Origin of the sequence: Endozoicomonas sp. ALC020, from assembly GCF_049275935.1 — a bacterium.
Classification (GTDB): Bacteria; Pseudomonadota; Gammaproteobacteria; order Pseudomonadales; family Endozoicomonadaceae; genus Endozoicomonas_A.
The window spans coordinates 5,450,162-5,465,661 of sequence record NZ_CP184830.1; the positions used below are offsets into that span (position 1 = coordinate 5,450,162).

Here is a 15,500-nt window from a genome sequence, read left to right on the forward strand (position 1 = left end):
CGGCTGCATTACGCAGCCTGCCGATTCAGCACTTCCTTCACCAGCTTGAAGTAAACGGTGTAGACTCTCGGTTCCTGACCGTCTTCCTCAACGACAAAAAACGGGGCCTTGTCTACCTGGTAGTGATCGGCCAGAAGTGCACCCTCGCTCGAAGTTTCACCTTCCTTGGCAATCAGTACCTGGTCAATTTTTTCAAGGTGACCGGAGCTTTGTAGTCGCTCCAGAACTTCACTGCATTTTTTGCAGGGGCTACCGTCCGCCATTATTTTTTTGACCATGGTGATTTTCATCAAGAGACTCCTGTGGCTGGTTTGCGGTTTATTTTATTATGAAAACGTTGTTTTTTCTTCGCTCGTGGTTATTTATTCAAAGAAAGTTTCGAGAGCTGTCATCAGGTTTTTTACCTTGGTTATGGATTCCTGATATTCCTGGTGACAGTCTGAATCTGCAACAATGGCACCTCCACCCCAGCAGCGAAGCTTTTGATTATGAGCAACCAGAGTCCTGATGGTAATGCTGGTGTCCATCTTGTTGTTACAGCTGATATAGCCAATAGCGCCGCAGTATACGTTTCTGGCGACAGCTTCAAGTTCACGAATGATTTCCATGGACCTGATTTTTGGGGCGCCGGTGACTGAACCACCCGGGAAGGCACCTTCCATCAGTTCGAGAATGCTGTGTTCCTGACTCAGTTCACCGGTCACGGTGCTGACCAGGTGATGAACATTAGCATAACTTTCCAGCTCAAACAGTCTGGGAACGTTTATGCTTCCGGGCTTGCAGACTTTACCGAGATCGTTTCTCAACAGGTCAACAATCATCAGATTCTCAGAGCGATCTTTTTCGCTAGCCAATAATTCTTCAGCATGGGTAAGATCTTCTTCAGGTGTTTCACCTCTGGGTCTTGTACCTTTTATGGGGTGAGTTTCTACCTTGGAATCAGTCACTTTTATAAAACGTTCTGGCGAGTGACTCAGAACAGTGACATCGAGATGAGACAGGTAAGCAGAATAGGGCGCTGGACTCACTTTCCTGAGATGTTTGTATGCCTGCCAGCAATCGCCATTGAATCGACTGGTAAATTCCTGTGTCAGATTTACTTCATAGGTATCACCTGCAAGTATGTAGTCCTGAACTTTATTGAAGGCGGATTCATACTCTGATTCGCTGATGGTAGTAGAAAATTTTTCCTGCAACTGAAATGGCGATGAATCCTCGAGGCCTGCTTTGTTATGGATGAGAGCAAGAATACTTTCCCGGTTACTCTCTGGCATATCAGGGTGACTGAAAAAGACGGTTTTTTGTTGATGGTGGTCGGAAATAATGGCCCAATGATAAAGACCTACGCTCATTAAAGGCGTTTCCAGCTGTCGAAACTGAATCCTTTCCGGCTCACTCAAACCGCAAAGCTCGTAGCCCCAAAATCCCATGGCGCCACCCGTGAAGGGTAATTCAGAGTGTTCTACTTCCGACATGGTTGCGAGTAAATTATCCAGAATCTTGAAAGGGGACCGATCGCTCTCAACCCGACTTTCACCGGATAGACGATTGATGGTCTTTATGCGGTAGTGGCTGTCTACAGTGACGACGGCCCAGGGATCAGCAGTGATGATGTCATAGCGATTGTGCTGCTCTTTCAAGGATGAGGAAGAGCAGCTGTCCAGATAACATGCCCAGGGTTGCTTGATAAAAGGCTCGAAATAAGGGCTGGAGTCACTCAGGTAGTCCAGTTCAACGATGAATAGCTCTTTCATAAAAGGCATAAAAATCCCGGGTCAGATCAGAGGCGCATTTTACCTTCAGAGTATTGTTGGCGCTACGGACTTTTCTGGTGTTTTATTGTTCAGGATTACTGTTTTCAAAGGCCGGTCAGGTTCTAAGAAATTAGTCTTAATTCAGTTGAAAGCAATATATCTTGCAAAAATTTTTGCCAATTTTCAGATTGTTAACAATAATCTGTATTTTGAAGCATTACTAATGTATAAATGGCTTAAAAAAAGAATATTGTAAACAATTCTTATGCCAGAAAAGTTCGCAAACAAGGGCCCGGTTCGTGTTGGGACTCAGTCGCAAGAGGTGATGGGCCTGCTGATCGGAGATATTACTTCGGGTCGTTTAAGTCAGGGCAGCAGAATCTCAGAGCCAGAGCTTTCAAGAAAGTACGGTGTCGGGCGTGGTCCTCTTCGAGAAGCGCTCTTGAAACTTGAAGCTGCCGGTCTCGTTGTTCGTGCTCCTCATGTGGGTGCCAGGGTAGTCACTCTTAGCCAGAATGAGTTGTCAGAAATTTTTGCCGTTCGGGAAGCGCTTGAGGGCATGGCGGCTCGATTGGCAGCAATCCATATGTCCGATCAACAACTGCTGGATCTCGAATTCCTGCTTGAAACACATGCCAGCCATATTAATGAGCACAGTGGCCAGTCATACATTGATCAGGAGGGTGATCTGGATTTTCATTACCGTGTGATCCATGGTTCCTGCAATCAGAGGCTGATACGTTCGCTCTGTGATGAGCTCTATCATCTGATTCAAATGTACCGAAAAACTTCAGGTCGTCCTGCTCGTCCTGAAGAAGCGTTGACTGAGCATCAGATGATCTTCAGGGCTCTGAAAGACCGTGATGGTGAGTTGGCCGAAATGTTGATGCGCCGTCATATTGTCCGGGCCAGAAAAGAAATTGAACAATTCATTGACTCCAATCACCAGCATGAACGAATGAAATAACCTTTGCCCCAGGGGCGAAATATTTTTTCTGGATAAATAGAGGACGTGAAATGAGTGATAAAAACAACGCCCTTGGTCGACTGATCGCTAAAGAGGGCATTGTTACCGCGCCTGGTGTATACGATGGTATCTCTGCTCGTCTGGGTGAAGAAGCGGGCTTTTCTGCACTGTATGGAAGTGGTGGTGCTATAGCTCGAAGCACAGGTGTTCCCGATATTGGTCTGCTGACCTTGACTGAAGTGGTCGAACGTGTCCGTCAAATCTGTGAAGCCACTTCACTTCCCGTGATTGCCGATGCGGATACCGGTTTCGGTAACGAAGTAAATGTCAGACGCACCGTAGAACTTTTCAGAAGCGCCGGAGTGTGTGGCTTTCACCTGGAAGATCAGGAATTTCCAAAGCGTTGCGGGCATCTGGATGGCAAGTCTCTGGTGTCCAGTGAAGAAATGTGCAGGAAAGTTTCCATTGCTGCCAAATACGCCGGTAATGTCACTGTCATAGCGCGAACGGATGCTATTGCGGTAACCGGCTTTGACGATGCAATCGAACGGGTTAAGGCCTATGTTGATGCGGGAGCAGATATGTTGTTCGTCGAAGCTCCCCAGACTATTAAGCAGATAGAAGAGATCGCGAGACAGGCACCTGGCCCGAAACTGATCAATATGTTCTACAGTGGCAAGACACCGCTGGTACCTACAGAAGATCTTAAAGCAATGGGCTATCAACTGATCATCATTCCTTCCGATCTGCAGAGAGCTGCAGTGACTGCTATGCGTGAAGTGCTTGAAGTCATTAAGCGTGACGGCAACAGCGGTGCCATTGCCAATGGCATGATGACGTTTCAGGAACGTGAGCGACTGGTTAAGACCGAAGAATTTCTGAATCCTTAGTGATGACACCTATTCAATAAGAAGAACGGAGAACGATCGTGGCAGAAAAGACGCTTTCCATTAAGAAGCCCGGTGGTGCTGGCCTGCGTGGTCAGTCTGCTGGTGAAACTGCACTCTGCACCGTTGGTAAAACTGGTTCAGGTCTGACTTATCGCGGTTATGATATCAAGGAACTGGCTGACAAGGCTCAGTTTGAAGAAGTGGCTTATCTGCTGCTTTACGGCAAGCTGCCCAATCAGTCCGAGCTGGAAGCCTATAAAACCCGTCTGAAAGGGATGCGTTCACTGCCTGATGCCCTGAAGGTGGTATTAGAGCAGGTTCCTGCGGGTGCGCACCCAATGGACGTTATGCGAACCGGTTGTTCAGTGTTGGGTAATCTGGAGACTGAGCATAGTTTCTCCGAACAACTGGATCACATCGATCGTATGCTGGCCATCTTCCCAGGCATGATCAATTATTGGTACAACTACAGTCATAAAGGCATTCGTATTAATGTAGATACCGAAGCTGATTCCATTGCTGAACAGTTCCTGTGGACTTTGCATGACAGCAAGCCAGAACCTCTGCACGTAAAGGTAATGCACGCTTCCCTGATCCTGTACGCCGAGCATGAATTTAATGCTTCCACCTTCACCGGCCGTGTCTGTGCTTCCACACTTTCTGACGTTCACAGCTGTGTAACGGCTGCGATTGGTTCTTTGCGTGGACCTCTGCATGGCGGTGCGAACGAAGCTGCCATGGCTATGATAGAGAACTGGCGCTCTGCCGATGAGGCAGAACGAAGCATCATGACCATGCTGGCTCGTAAGGATAAGATTATGGGCTTTGGCCATGCAATTTACCGTGAGTCTGACCCTCGTAACGCCATTATTAAAGAGTGGTCCAGAAAATTGTCTCAGCAGGTTGGCGATGAGTACTTGTATACTGTTTCCGAGCGTGTTGAAGCGGTCATGTGGCGCGAGAAGAAATTGTTCTGTAACGCTGACTTCTTTCACGCTTCTGCTTATCACTTTATGGGTATTCCAACCAAGCTGTTTACACCAATCTTTGTTTGTTCACGTGTTTCTGGCTGGACGGCACACGTTATGGAGCAACGTGCCAATAATCGTATTATCCGTCCTTCTGCTGACTACACAGGTCCGGAAACTGCCGAGTGGGTTGCGATCGAAGACCGTTTATAAAACAGAAGGCCTGAAGTTATGAACATTGCCTATCGCAAACCATTACGGGGAACTCAGCTGGATTATTTTGATACTCGTGCAGCCGTCGAAGCGATCCAGTCTGGTGCCTACGCAACTTTGCCATATACTTCCCGGGTTCTGGCTGAGCAGCTCGTTCGTCGCTGTGACCCCGAAACCCTGACGGACGCCCTGAAGCAAATCATAGAACGTAAGCGTGAGCTTGATTTTCCCTGGTATCCAGCCCGTGTCGTGTGTCATGACATTCTCGGCCAGACGGCTCTGGTTGATCTGGCTGGCCTGCGTGATGCGATTGCCGAACAGGGAGGTGATCCTGCCGAGGTTAATCCGGTTGTTCCCACGCAGTTGATTGTTGACCACTCTCTTGCTGTAGAGTTCGGAGGCTATGATCCGCAAGCTTTTGAAAAGAACCGTGCCATTGAAGATCGTCGTAATGAGGATCGCTTTCATTTTATTGAGTGGACCAAAACGGCTTTTAAAAATGTTGATGTTATCCCGGCGGGTAACGGCATCATGCACCAGATTAATCTGGAGAAAATGTCTCCGGTGATTCAGGCCCGTGATGGTGTCGCTTATCCGGACACCTGTGTGGGTACAGACAGCCATACGCCTCATGTTGATGCTTTGGGTGTTATTGCAATGGGTGTTGGTGGGCTGGAAGCTGAAACGGTTATGCTCGGGCGTCCTTCCATGATGCGTCTTCCAGAGATTATTGGTGTTGAGCTATCAGGCAAGCGCCAGCCCGGTATTACCGCAACCGATATTGTTCTGGCCATAACAGAGTTCCTGCGTAATGAGCGTGTTGTTTCTTCTTACCTCGAGTTCTTTGGTGAAGGTGCTGCGGATCTGACTATTGGTGACCGTGCCACTATTTCCAATATGACACCGGAGTTTGGTGCTTCTGCGAGCATGTTTTACATTGATGAGCAAACCATCGACTATCTAAAGCTTACAGGGCGTGAGCCGGAGCAGGTGACGCTGGTTGAAAATTATGCCAGGACAACCGGGCTCTGGGCTGATGATTTGAAAACTGCTGAATATGAGCGTGTACTCAGGTTTGACCTGTCCACTGTTGTTCGTAATATGGCGGGGCCATCAAACCCTCATCGTCGTCTGCCCACCTCTGAGCTGGCAAAGCGTGGCATTGCTGTAAATCTGGACAAAGCTCAGGCCGAAGAAAAAGCCGGTCTTCTGCCCGATGGTGCAGTGATCATTGCTGCGATCACCAGCTGTACTAATACCAGCAACCCTCGCAATGTTGTGGCTGCGGGCCTTGTTGCCAAAAAGGCGAATGAACTGGGTCTGGTGCGCAAGCACTGGGTTAAATCCTCTTTTGCGCCAGGCTCCAAAGTTGCCAGACTCTATCTTGAAGCGTCTGGTTTATTGCCTGAGCTTGAGAAACTGGGTTTTGGAATTGTCGCTTATGCCTGTACGACCTGTAACGGTATGAGTGGTGCCCTGGACCCGGACATCCAGAAAGAATTGATTGATCGCGACCTCTACTCTACAGCGGTATTATCTGGTAACCGAAACTTTGACGGCCGTATCCACCCCTATGCAAAGCAGGCCTTTCTGGCTTCTCCGCCTCTGGTAGTGGCATATGCCATTGCCGGTACTGTTCGTTTTGATATAGAAAAAGATGCACTCGGGACAGATAAATACGGCAATGTCGTCACTCTGAAAGACATCTGGCCAAGTGATGAAGATATTGATGCGATCGTTGCTGAAAATGTGAAACCAGAGCAGTTTAACGAAGTTTACATCCCTATGTTTGATCTGGATAGGGTAGAAGAAGCCAGTAGTCCGCTTTACGACTGGCGTCCAATGAGTACTTATATCCGTCGCCCTCCTTACTGGGAAGGAGCGCTGACTGGTGAGCGAACACTGAAGGGTATGCGTCCTCTGGCACTTTTGGGTGACAACATTACTACCGATCACCTGTCACCATCGAATGCCATTCTGGCGAGTTCTGCGGCTGGTGAATATCTGGCGAAAATGGGATTGCCTGAAGAAGATTACAACTCCTATGCCACACACCGTGGTGACCATTTGACCGCGCAGCGAGCGACCTTTGCTAATCCGAAACTGCTCAACGAAATGTGTCTGGATGACAGAGGCGCGGTGAAACAGGGTTCCCTTGCCCGTATTGAGCCTGAAGGTAAAGAAACCCGTATGTGGGAAGCGATTGAAACCTACATGAATCGCAAGCAACCACTGGTTATTGTTGCGGGTGCCGACTATGGCCAGGGGTCGTCCCGTGACTGGGCTGCGAAAGGGGTTCGTCTTGCCGGCGTTGAAGCTATTGTGGCTGAAGGTTTTGAACGTATCCACAGGACCAACCTGGTGGGTATGGGGGTTCTGCCACTTGAATTCAAGGATGGCACTACCCGTAAAACTCTGGGTCTGGACGGTACTGAAACTTATGATGTTCTGGGTGAGCCTGCTCCACGAGCGAATCTGACGCTGCTGATTCATCGTGCCAATGGTGAAACCTTGGAAGTAACTGTGACCTGTCGCCTTGATACACAAGAAGAAGTTTCTGTATACGCTGCTGGTGGTGTACTACAGCGATTTGCCAAAGACTTTCTGGAGGGCAAATAAGAATGTCGCATGTGCCTCAGATCAGGATACCAGCCAGTTATATTCGGGGTGGCACCAGTAAAGGAGTCTTCTTCACTCTGGAGGACCTCCCTGAGCGGGCGCAGATTCCCGGCGAAGTCCGGGATAACCTGTTGCTGCGGGTGATTGGCAGTCCCGATCCTTATGAAAAGCACACTGATGGAATGGGCGGGGCTACTTCGAGTACCAGTAAAATTGTCATTCTTTCTAAAAGCCGTCAGCCAGATCACGATGTGGATTACCTGTTCGGCCAAGTTTCCATTGATAAGCCTTTCATAGACTGGAGTGGCAACTGTGGCAACCTGACTGGTGCTGTCGGTGCTTTTGCCATCAGTAGAGGTCTGGTTGATCCCCGCCGTGTTCCGGAGAATGGTGTTTCCATGGTGCGCATCTGGCAGTCCAACATCAAAAAGACCATTGTTGCCCATGTGCCTGTCATCAATGGGGAGGTTCAGGAGACTGGGGACTTTGAGCTGGATGGTGTGACCTTTCCGGCGGCAGAAATTCAGTTGGAGTTTCTTGATCCAGCCGACGGCGATGGCGTTATGTTCCCAACGGGTAACCTAATTGATGATCTGGAAGTTCCCTCTCATGTTATAGAGAGTGGGACGCTGAAAGCTACGTTGATTAATGCGGGTATTCCAACCATTTTCCTGAATGCGCAAGAGCTGGGTTACTCCGGAGTCGAGTTGCAGGAAGCCATCAATGGTGATGAAGAGGCAGTGGCACGTTTTGAAACCATTCGTGCTCATGGTGCTGTCCGGATGGGGCTCATTGACCATGTAGATGGAGCTGCAAAACGTCAGCACACTCCCAAGGTTGCTTTTGTCGCCAGGCCTGCCCCATATACCACATCCAGTGGTAAAGAGATCAAAATGGATGATATTGATCTATTGGTGAGAGCCTTATCCATGGGCAAGCTTCACCACGCCATGATGGGAACTGCCGCAGTAGCCATCGCCACTGCAGCCGCTATTCCCGGAACATTGGTAAACCTGGCTGCAGGTGGTGGTGAACGCAATACGGTTCGTTTCGGGCACCCTTCTGGCGTCTTGCGAGTTGGCGCGGAAGCTGCCCTGGAAAAGGGAGACTGGACAGCGAAAAAAGCTATTATGAGCCGCAGTGCCCGGGTTCTGATGGAAGGCTGGGTAAGAGTCCCCGGGGATTCTTTTTAATTTGACAATCAAAACTCCATCGAATGTTACTTCAGCCGTCGTTTGAGGTGAGCAAGATCCATAATACGAGTAGAAATTTCTTCAACAGAGTAATCAGTACTGTTGATGTAGGGAATACGTTCCTTGCGATAAATCTGCTCAATCGTATGGATTTCAAACTGACATTGCTGGCTGGATGAATAGCGTGAGTTTGGCCGTCTTTCGTGGCGAATACCAGCCAGACGACCGGGATGAATCGTCAGGCCAAACAATTTGTCCCTATGTGGCTGCAAGGGTTTGGGGAGCCTGAGCGGTTCATCCAGGTCTTCTTCTGTGATCGGATAGTTCGCTGCGAATATGCCAAACTGCAGGCCCAGGTAAATGCAGGACGGGGTTTTACCACTTCTGGAGGCCCCCAGCAGAATAATATCTGCCTTGTCATAATTTCTTGTTTTTGCACCGTCATCATTATCAAGAGCGAACTGAACAGCTTCTATACGTCGGTGGTAAATGTGGCTGTGAGTTGTGGAACGTTTTTTGCCCGTTCTATAGAGGGGGTGTTGGCCGAACTCATGCTCAAGACCCGGCAGAAAAGTTTCGAAGAGGTCTATTATATAAGCACCACTGGTGTGGAGTATGCGACTGACGTCTTCATTCAGAACTGTCATGAAGACGACAGGTCTTATCTGTTCTACTTTGTGAATGCTGTGAATCTTTTCAATCAGCTGAATGGTTTTTACAGTGGAATCTATATAAGGGAAGGTAACATGTTGAAACTCATAGCCTTCAAACTGCGCGAGGAGACTCTGTCCGAACGACTCTGCAGTGATTCCTGTGCCATCTGAGACGAAAATTGCCGTTCTTTTCACTTTTTTTCCTTCAAGGTATTTCATTTTATAACAAAATCTAACATAGTGTACCTACCGTAACACGGAAGCGATAGGCTGGACTGAATCTGGTATAACAGACGTTTGTCTTTTGTACAAAAAAGCCAAGAGTTGGCCATAAGCATACAAGCACGCCTGGCTAACCGAAACAGCCATAAGCAGATAGAAAAGAGCGGGGAATGCTGCTTTGAATAATTTTGTAGTAGGCCTGGAGACTCTGGGCATGGGAGACGTCGAAAAAGTCGGCGGCAAGAACGCCTCTTTAGGCGAGATGATCAGTGGCTTAAGCAAGGCCGGGGTAAAAGTCCCGGGTGGTTTTGCAACAACGGCCGAGGCTTATCGGGACTTTCTCGATGGCAACGGACTTTATCAAAGAATTCATAGCCTGTTGGATGACCTGGACATCAATGATATACGGGCGCTGACCACTGCTGGCGCTAAAATCCGTCGCTGGATTATGGAGGAACCTTTCAGGCCGGAACTGGAAGAGTCCATTATTAAAGCTTACCAGTCTCTTTCCGGGAGTGATGACCTGCCAGTAGCGGTCCGCTCGTCAGCGACTGCGGAAGATCTTCCCGATGCCTCTTTTGCAGGTCAACAAGAGACTTTTCTGAATATTCGCGGTGCAAAAAACGTGCTGATTGCTGTTCGCGAAGTGTTTGCCTCGCTCTTTAACGATCGTGCTATTGCTTACCGTGTTCATCAGGGCTTTGATCACAGGAATGTAGCACTGTCTGCCGGTATTCAGAGAATGGTGCGCAGCGAGACCGGTTCTTCCGGGGTTCTGTTCTCTCTGGATACAGAGTCCGGTTTTGATCAGGCCGTGTTTATTACGGCTTCTTACGGTTTGGGTGAGACAGTTGTTCAGGGTGCTGTTAATCCGGATGAATTTTACGTCTATAAGCCTGCTGTCAAAGCTGGACGTCCCGGTATTCTGAGACGTACTCTGGGCAGCAAGGCGATCAAGATGATCTATGGTCACAGCGGTTCGGCAGGTCGTTCGGTAGAAACGGTAGATGTGGATCTGGATGCCAGAGGGCAGTTTTCAATCAACGATGAGGATGTCACTGAGTTGTGCCGTCAGGCCATGGCTATTGAAGCGCATTACGGTTGTCCAATGGATGTTGAATGGGCTAAAGATGGTGATGATCAGCAGCTCTACATTGTTCAGGCTCGTCCTGAAACTGTACAAAGCCAGAGCAGTGGCAGAAAGCTGGAAAGCTTCATCCTTAAAGAGAAGGGCGAATTGCTGGCTGAAGGTCGCAGTATTGGCCAGAAAATCGGTCAGGGTAGAGTTCGCCTGATCGAAGATATTGATGAGATGGACAAGGTTCAGGAAGGCGATGTTCTGGTCACTGATATGACTGATCCTGATTGGGAACCAGTTATGAAGCGGGCTTCTGCCATCGTGACTAACCGGGGTGGCAGAACCTGTCATGCAGCCATTATTGCTCGTGAGTTGGGTATTCCTGCGGTTGTGGGTTGTGGCGATGCGACCTTCAGGCTCAGGGAAGGTACTCCTGTAACCGTTTCTTGTGCAGAAGGGGATACCGGTTTTATATACGAGGGCCTTTTAAACTTCGAGCACAAGGTTCGTGATCTGGATGTCATGCCGGAGTTGCCTTTCAAGCTGATGATGAACGTAGGTAATCCGGATCGTGCTTTCAGTTTCTCTCGTACACCCAACAAAGGTGTAGGTCTGGCAAGACTTGAATTCATCATCAACAAAATGATTGGTGTGCATCCGAAAGCCCTGCTGAATTTTGACAAGCTGCCTGTGGATGTGAAGCGACAGGTAGGTGAGCGCATATCAGGCTACAGCAGTCCGGTAGACTTTTATGTTGAAAAACTGGTTGAGGGAGTCTCCACCATTGCGGCCGCCTTTGCACCGGAAAAGGTCATTGTTCGTCTGTCTGACTTCAAGTCTAATGAGTACTTCAATCTGGTGGGTGGTCACCTCTATGAGCCCAATGAAGAGAACCCAATGTTGGGTTTCCGGGGGGCATCACGCTATATTTCTGAAGATTTTCAGGATTGTTTCGAACTCGAATGCCGGGCTATGAAGCGGGTGCGTGATGAAATGGGGCTGACCAATGTTGAGCTGATGGTACCTTTTGTCAGAACCCCGGAAGAAGCGGGTCAGGTCGTTTCCATCATGGAGAAGTTTGGCCTGAAGCGAGGTGAAAACGGTCTTCGAGTCATCATGATGTGCGAGTTGCCTTCTAATGCGTTGATGGCCGATGACTTCCTGCAATACTTTGATGGTTTCTCCATTGGCTCTAATGATATGACTCAGCTGACATTGGGTCTGGATAGGGATTCTGGCCTGATAGCCCATCTTTTTGATGAGCGTAATCCTGCTATCAAGCAGTTATTGTCGATGGCTATTCAGGCTTGTAGAAGGCAGGGTAAGTATGTGGGTATCTGTGGACAGGGTCCGAGTGACCATCCTGACTTCGCCAAATGGTTGATGGAAGAGGGTATAGAGACTGTATCTCTTAATCCGGATTCTGTGCTGGAAACCTGGCTGTACCTTGCTGACAATGAGTCTCAATAGCGATGAGCCATAAATGAAGCCCGTAATGCGGGCTTCATCATTTCTCTTTATATTCACTATTCACTTCCTTTGTCTTCTTCACTTCATTGATTCCTGTACACTTTTTGTCGGCAAACCTTGTTCATAAAAGAAGGAAAAAAGAATGACTCAGTTTACTACCCCGGATCTTTGTGATGATTTTCCTGAAAAGATCTCCGTTGTTGAACCGGGTTTCAGAAACTTTGGTGGCGTTAATGCTTTTCATGGACAGGTCGTGACCTTGAAGTGTTTTGAAGATAATTCTCTGGTTCGTGAGTGGGTAGGGCAGCCGGGAGAAGGCAGAGTGTTAGTGGTTGATGGCGGTGGTTCCATGCGCAAGGCCATGTTGGGCGATATGCTGGCAGAGCGTGCCGTTGAAAACGGTTGGGCAGGCATTATTATTTATGGCTGCATCAGGGATGTCGATATTATTGCCGATTTACCGCTGGGTGTTCAGGCGCTGGGCTGTCATCCCATGAAGACAGATAAAAAAGGCGTGGGTGAAAGCAATCTGGTCGTCTCTTTTCACGGTGTTGATTTTGTACCTGAGGGCTATGTTTACGCCGATAATAATGGAATTCTTTTCTCCCGAGAGCAGTTGATATGACGCAATCTTGAAGGAGGGTTGAAAAAAGCCTGCTGTTAGATCACACGAAAGGATGATTGGGTCATCAATGAATGATCATGGCGTATTTTTCAATATCAATGTTTCCGCCTGAAGCGATGATTACAGTTGTTTTTCCCCTGAACTTTTCTGAGTGCTGCAATAGTGCCCCGAGTCCAATAGCGCCACTGGGCTCGAGGATTAGCTTCAGTTTGGAAGCCGCAAATCGGATGCCTTCGTGAACAAACTCTTCATCAACGGCCAGGCCGGCGACCTTTGAATTCTGTATGATTGAGAGATTCTTTTCCCCCGGGCTTAAAGCTTGAAGGGCATCACAGGAGCTGAATAGTTTGCCATCTGCTCTGGCGCGCTGCCCCTCTTCAATCGACAAAGTCATTCCTTCGTACCCGGAGGGTTCAATAGCCAGCACTTGGGTATCAGGGTAGTTCACAGTATTAAAAACCATGCTCGAACCGGCGGCCAGGCTACCGCCACCGGTCGGGCATAACAGGAAATGGCAGGTCTCTCCCATCTGTTCAAGTTGTTCGGAAGCTTCCATGGCGACAGCTGACTGACCCTGAATCAGAGTAGCATCATCAAAAGGGTGAAGCAGAGAGTAGTCATGCTGCCGGGAAAGTCTAACGGCCTCTGCGGCGGCTGCCTCCTCTCTGGATGGTTCGGATTGGTAACAGAGTTTAACGTCTGCACCATGGGCGCGGGCACTTTCTATCTTGTTCTTCGGGGCATCAGCGGGCATAACAAGGTGAACATCAATGCCCAATATCTCGCCTGCTGCAGCCAGTCCTCTGGCAAAGTTGCCAGAAGAATAAGCAATAACGCCTCGTGATTTCTCGTGTTTAGTGAGTTTTAGTAGTCTGTAGAGGGCTCCCCTGAATTTAAACGCGCCGGTTTTTTGCAGAGACTCAGCTTTCACAAATACTTTGCCTTGGACCCTGGCTCCCAGTTCTTCACTGGGAATCATAGGTGTCTTTCGAGTGTAGCTCTGCAGGCTTTGATAGATTTCCTTCAGGGTTTTTAAGTCAGGGATAGGCATAGAGGTCGGCATAGGGGTTCCATTTTGTACAACTCAGTACAGAATAGACACAATGAAGGGGGAGGGAGTTCCTATCGGTATGGAAAATGGCGTGCAATAAGAAACAGCTCTTCATCCGTTGAAGATGAAGAGCTGTTACAGGTACTAAAATTTGTCAGAAAGCTCCAAAATTTCCCACAATCAATTAAGGCACTATCGGTTCTTCTGGATCACGTGTGTGATGTGGTCAAAGTATCCTGTCCCAACTTCTTTCTGAGGGCATGAAAAGGTGTAGCCTCGTTCAAATGCAGCCTGCTCGGGTTGCTGAACCATTTCTGCGTAATGTTTCATGCCCTCTCCCTTACCGTAGTGATAAGCCAGATCAAACATGTTGTGCCACATACTGTGGATCCCTGCCAGTGTGATGAACTGGAATTTGTAACCCATCTCACTTAGTTCATCCTGGAAGCGGGCAATGGTTTTATCGTCCATGTTCTTTTTCCAGTTAAAGGATGAAGAGCAGTTATAAGCCAGTAGTTGATTCGGGTATTCGGAACGAATAGCCTGGGCAAAGGTTCTTGCTTCGTCCAGATCCGGTGTCTCTGATTCATACCAGAGCAGGTCGGCAAAAGGTGCGTAAGCCAGTCCCCGGGCAATCGCCTGTTCAATACCCTTGCGGGTGCGATAGAAGCCTTCTTTGGTTCTCTCGCCGGTCAGGAAAGGCTGATCATAGTCATCGATATCAGAGGTGATCAGATCAGCTGTGCTGGCATCGGTTCTTGCCATAAGCAAAGTCGGAACTCCAGCGACATCTGCGGCCAGTCGAGCAGAAATCAGTTTGTCAACAGCTTCCTGGGTAGGAACAAGAACTTTTCCTCCCATGTGTCCGCACTTTTTGACAGAAGCCAGCTGGTCTTCAAAGTGAACACCCGCAGCGCCAGCTTCGATCATGCTTTTCATCAGCTCGTAAGTGTTACGGACTCCACCAAAGCCATCTTCACCATCGGCAATGATGGGAGCGAACATATCTCTGTATCCTGTATCGCCTGGTTCGATACCATTTTTCCATTGGATCTGATCTGCTCTCATGAAGCTGTTGTTCATTCTTTCGATTAACGCCGGTACCGAATCTACCGGATAGAGAGATTGATCGGGGTACATGGAGCTGGCCGAATTATTGTCGGCAGCCACCTGCCAGCCAGACAGGTAAACGGCTTCCAGTCCCGCTTTAACTTGCTGCAGTGCCTGACCCCCTGTCAGAGACCCCAGACTGTTTACGTAACCCTTGCGTGACTTGTTTTCATAGAGTAGAGTCCAGAGTTTCTCTGCTCCCATTTGTGCAAAGGTATTTTCTACCTTAATGGAACCGCGCAGACGGACGACATCCTCAGCTTTGTAGGTGCGTTTTACATTGGCCCAACGAGGATTTTCTGACCAGTCCTGTTCGATACGGGCAATCTCTTCAGCGCGATTATAAGTTGACATTGTATCGCCTCTCCTGAAAATCAAACGGTTGTTTGTCAAGGCAATTTCAATCTATAACAAAAGATAACAAACTTGATAATTTATTATGGTTATAGTGAATATTCTCATCAAAAATGTCACAATATCCTTCCCTTGCCACTACATAGTTGGCTCTTTTACTGAAAAACTCTTCTTTATAACCGGAAAGTTAATGTCACAAGACTTCCGGAAGCTTTAAAGCAGTATTCTCTGGATTCAGGTGTCCTGAAGTGTCATTCAAAGAGCTTGCTGCTGCTTATAGCAATAAATGGGGCGTTTTTCAGGATCAGAGGATTGTTTGACTTTGCAGCAGGG

At 48.4% G+C, this 15,500-nt stretch carries 12 protein-coding genes; 7 read left to right on the plus strand and 5 right to left on the minus strand.

The window, feature by feature from the left end; translation table 11 throughout:
* Nucleotides 1–8: 8 nt before the first annotated feature.
* On the minus strand, nt 9–290 hold the full coding sequence (locus ACOJUO_RS19915; RefSeq protein ID WP_422133671.1) for a hypothetical protein: 282 nt from the start codon (nt 288–290) through the stop codon (nt 9–11).
* Between the two features lie 72 nt (nt 291–362).
* A complete protein-coding gene (gene pabB, locus ACOJUO_RS19920; RefSeq protein WP_422133672.1) occupies nt 363–1,763 on the minus strand; it encodes an aminodeoxychorismate synthase component I in 1,401 nt (466 codons plus the stop codon).
* Between the two features lie 256 nt (nt 1,764–2,019).
* Between pabB and ACOJUO_RS19925 the strand changes: the two genes are divergently transcribed.
* Genes ACOJUO_RS19925 through prpF form a run of 5 tightly spaced genes read left to right on the plus strand, consistent with a single transcriptional unit; the run spans nt 2,020 to nt 8,604 of the window.
* A complete protein-coding gene (locus tag ACOJUO_RS19925) occupies nt 2,020–2,721 on the plus strand; it encodes a GntR family transcriptional regulator (RefSeq protein ID WP_422133673.1) in 702 nt (233 codons plus the stop codon).
* A gap of 50 nt (nt 2,722–2,771) precedes the next feature.
* Complete coding sequence (locus tag ACOJUO_RS19930; RefSeq protein WP_422133674.1) at nt 2,772–3,611, plus strand: isocitrate lyase/PEP mutase family protein; 840 nt, start codon at nt 2,772–2,774, stop codon at nt 3,609–3,611.
* A gap of 38 nt (nt 3,612–3,649) precedes the next feature.
* On the plus strand, nt 3,650–4,792 hold the full coding sequence (gene prpC / locus ACOJUO_RS19935) for a bifunctional 2-methylcitrate synthase/citrate synthase (RefSeq protein WP_422137917.1): 1,143 nt from the start codon (nt 3,650–3,652) through the stop codon (nt 4,790–4,792).
* Between the two features lie 18 nt (nt 4,793–4,810).
* On the plus strand, nt 4,811–7,411 hold the full coding sequence (acnD, locus tag ACOJUO_RS19940; protein ID WP_422137918.1) for a Fe/S-dependent 2-methylisocitrate dehydratase AcnD: 2,601 nt from the start codon (nt 4,811–4,813) through the stop codon (nt 7,409–7,411).
* A gap of 2 nt (nt 7,412–7,413) precedes the next feature.
* Nucleotides 7,414–8,604: a 2-methylaconitate cis-trans isomerase PrpF gene (prpF, locus tag ACOJUO_RS19945; RefSeq protein ID WP_422137919.1), complete on the plus strand. Its 1,191-nt coding sequence runs from the start codon at nt 7,414–7,416 to the stop codon at nt 8,602–8,604.
* 26 nt (nt 8,605–8,630) lie between these two features.
* On the opposite strand, the gene ppsR is transcribed toward prpF, so the two are convergent.
* Nucleotides 8,631–9,452, minus strand: a complete 822-nt coding sequence (gene ppsR, locus ACOJUO_RS19950; RefSeq protein ID WP_422133678.1) for a posphoenolpyruvate synthetase regulatory kinase/phosphorylase PpsR — start codon at nt 9,450–9,452, stop codon at nt 8,631–8,633.
* A gap of 205 nt (nt 9,453–9,657) precedes the next feature.
* Between ppsR and ppsA the strand changes: the two genes are divergently transcribed.
* Together ppsA and rraA are read left to right on the plus strand one after the other, a co-directional pair.
* The gene (ppsA, locus tag ACOJUO_RS19955) at nt 9,658–12,027 is read left to right on the plus strand and encodes a phosphoenolpyruvate synthase (RefSeq protein ID WP_422137920.1); all 2,370 of its coding nucleotides are present in this window, start codon (nt 9,658–9,660) and stop codon (nt 12,025–12,027) included.
* A 142-nt stretch (nt 12,028–12,169) separates the two neighbouring features.
* Nucleotides 12,170–12,652, plus strand: a complete 483-nt coding sequence (rraA, locus tag ACOJUO_RS19960; protein WP_422133680.1) for a ribonuclease E activity regulator RraA — start codon at nt 12,170–12,172, stop codon at nt 12,650–12,652.
* Nucleotides 12,653–12,716: 64 nt separating this feature from the next.
* Here rraA and ACOJUO_RS19965 read toward each other — a convergent pair whose 3' ends face one another.
* Together ACOJUO_RS19965 and aceA are read right to left on the minus strand one after the other, a co-directional pair.
* A complete protein-coding gene (locus ACOJUO_RS19965) occupies nt 12,717–13,715 on the minus strand; it encodes a threonine ammonia-lyase (protein ID WP_422133681.1) in 999 nt (332 codons plus the stop codon).
* Nucleotides 13,716–13,895: 180 nt separating this feature from the next.
* Nucleotides 13,896–15,167 carry an isocitrate lyase gene (aceA, locus tag ACOJUO_RS19970; RefSeq protein WP_422133682.1) on the minus strand — a complete coding sequence of 424 codons (1,272 nt, stop codon included), beginning with the start codon at nt 15,165–15,167 and terminating at the stop codon, nt 13,896–13,898.
* Between the last annotated feature and the right edge of the window lie 333 nt (nt 15,168–15,500).

Coding starts and splice junctions, on each gene's coding strand:
- prpF (WP_422137919.1), top strand. CDS start 7,414: ATGTCGCATGTGCCTCAGATCAGGATACCAGCCAGTTATATTCGGGGT.
- ACOJUO_RS19915 (WP_422133671.1), bottom strand. CDS start 290: ATGAAAATCACCATGGTCAAAAAAATAATGGCGGACGGTAGCCCCTGC.
- pabB (WP_422133672.1), bottom strand. CDS start 1,763: ATGCCTTTTATGAAAGAGCTATTCATCGTTGAACTGGACTACCTGAGT.
- ACOJUO_RS19965 (WP_422133681.1), bottom strand. CDS start 13,715: ATGCCGACCTCTATGCCTATCCCTGACTTAAAAACCCTGAAGGAAATC.
- ACOJUO_RS19925 (WP_422133673.1), top strand. CDS start 2,020: ATGCCAGAAAAGTTCGCAAACAAGGGCCCGGTTCGTGTTGGGACTCAG.
- aceA (WP_422133682.1), bottom strand. CDS start 15,167: ATGTCAACTTATAATCGCGCTGAAGAGATTGCCCGTATCGAACAGGAC.
- acnD (WP_422137918.1), top strand. CDS start 4,811: ATGAACATTGCCTATCGCAAACCATTACGGGGAACTCAGCTGGATTAT.
- rraA (WP_422133680.1), top strand. CDS start 12,170: ATGACTCAGTTTACTACCCCGGATCTTTGTGATGATTTTCCTGAAAAG.
- ACOJUO_RS19930 (WP_422133674.1), top strand. CDS start 2,772: ATGAGTGATAAAAACAACGCCCTTGGTCGACTGATCGCTAAAGAGGGC.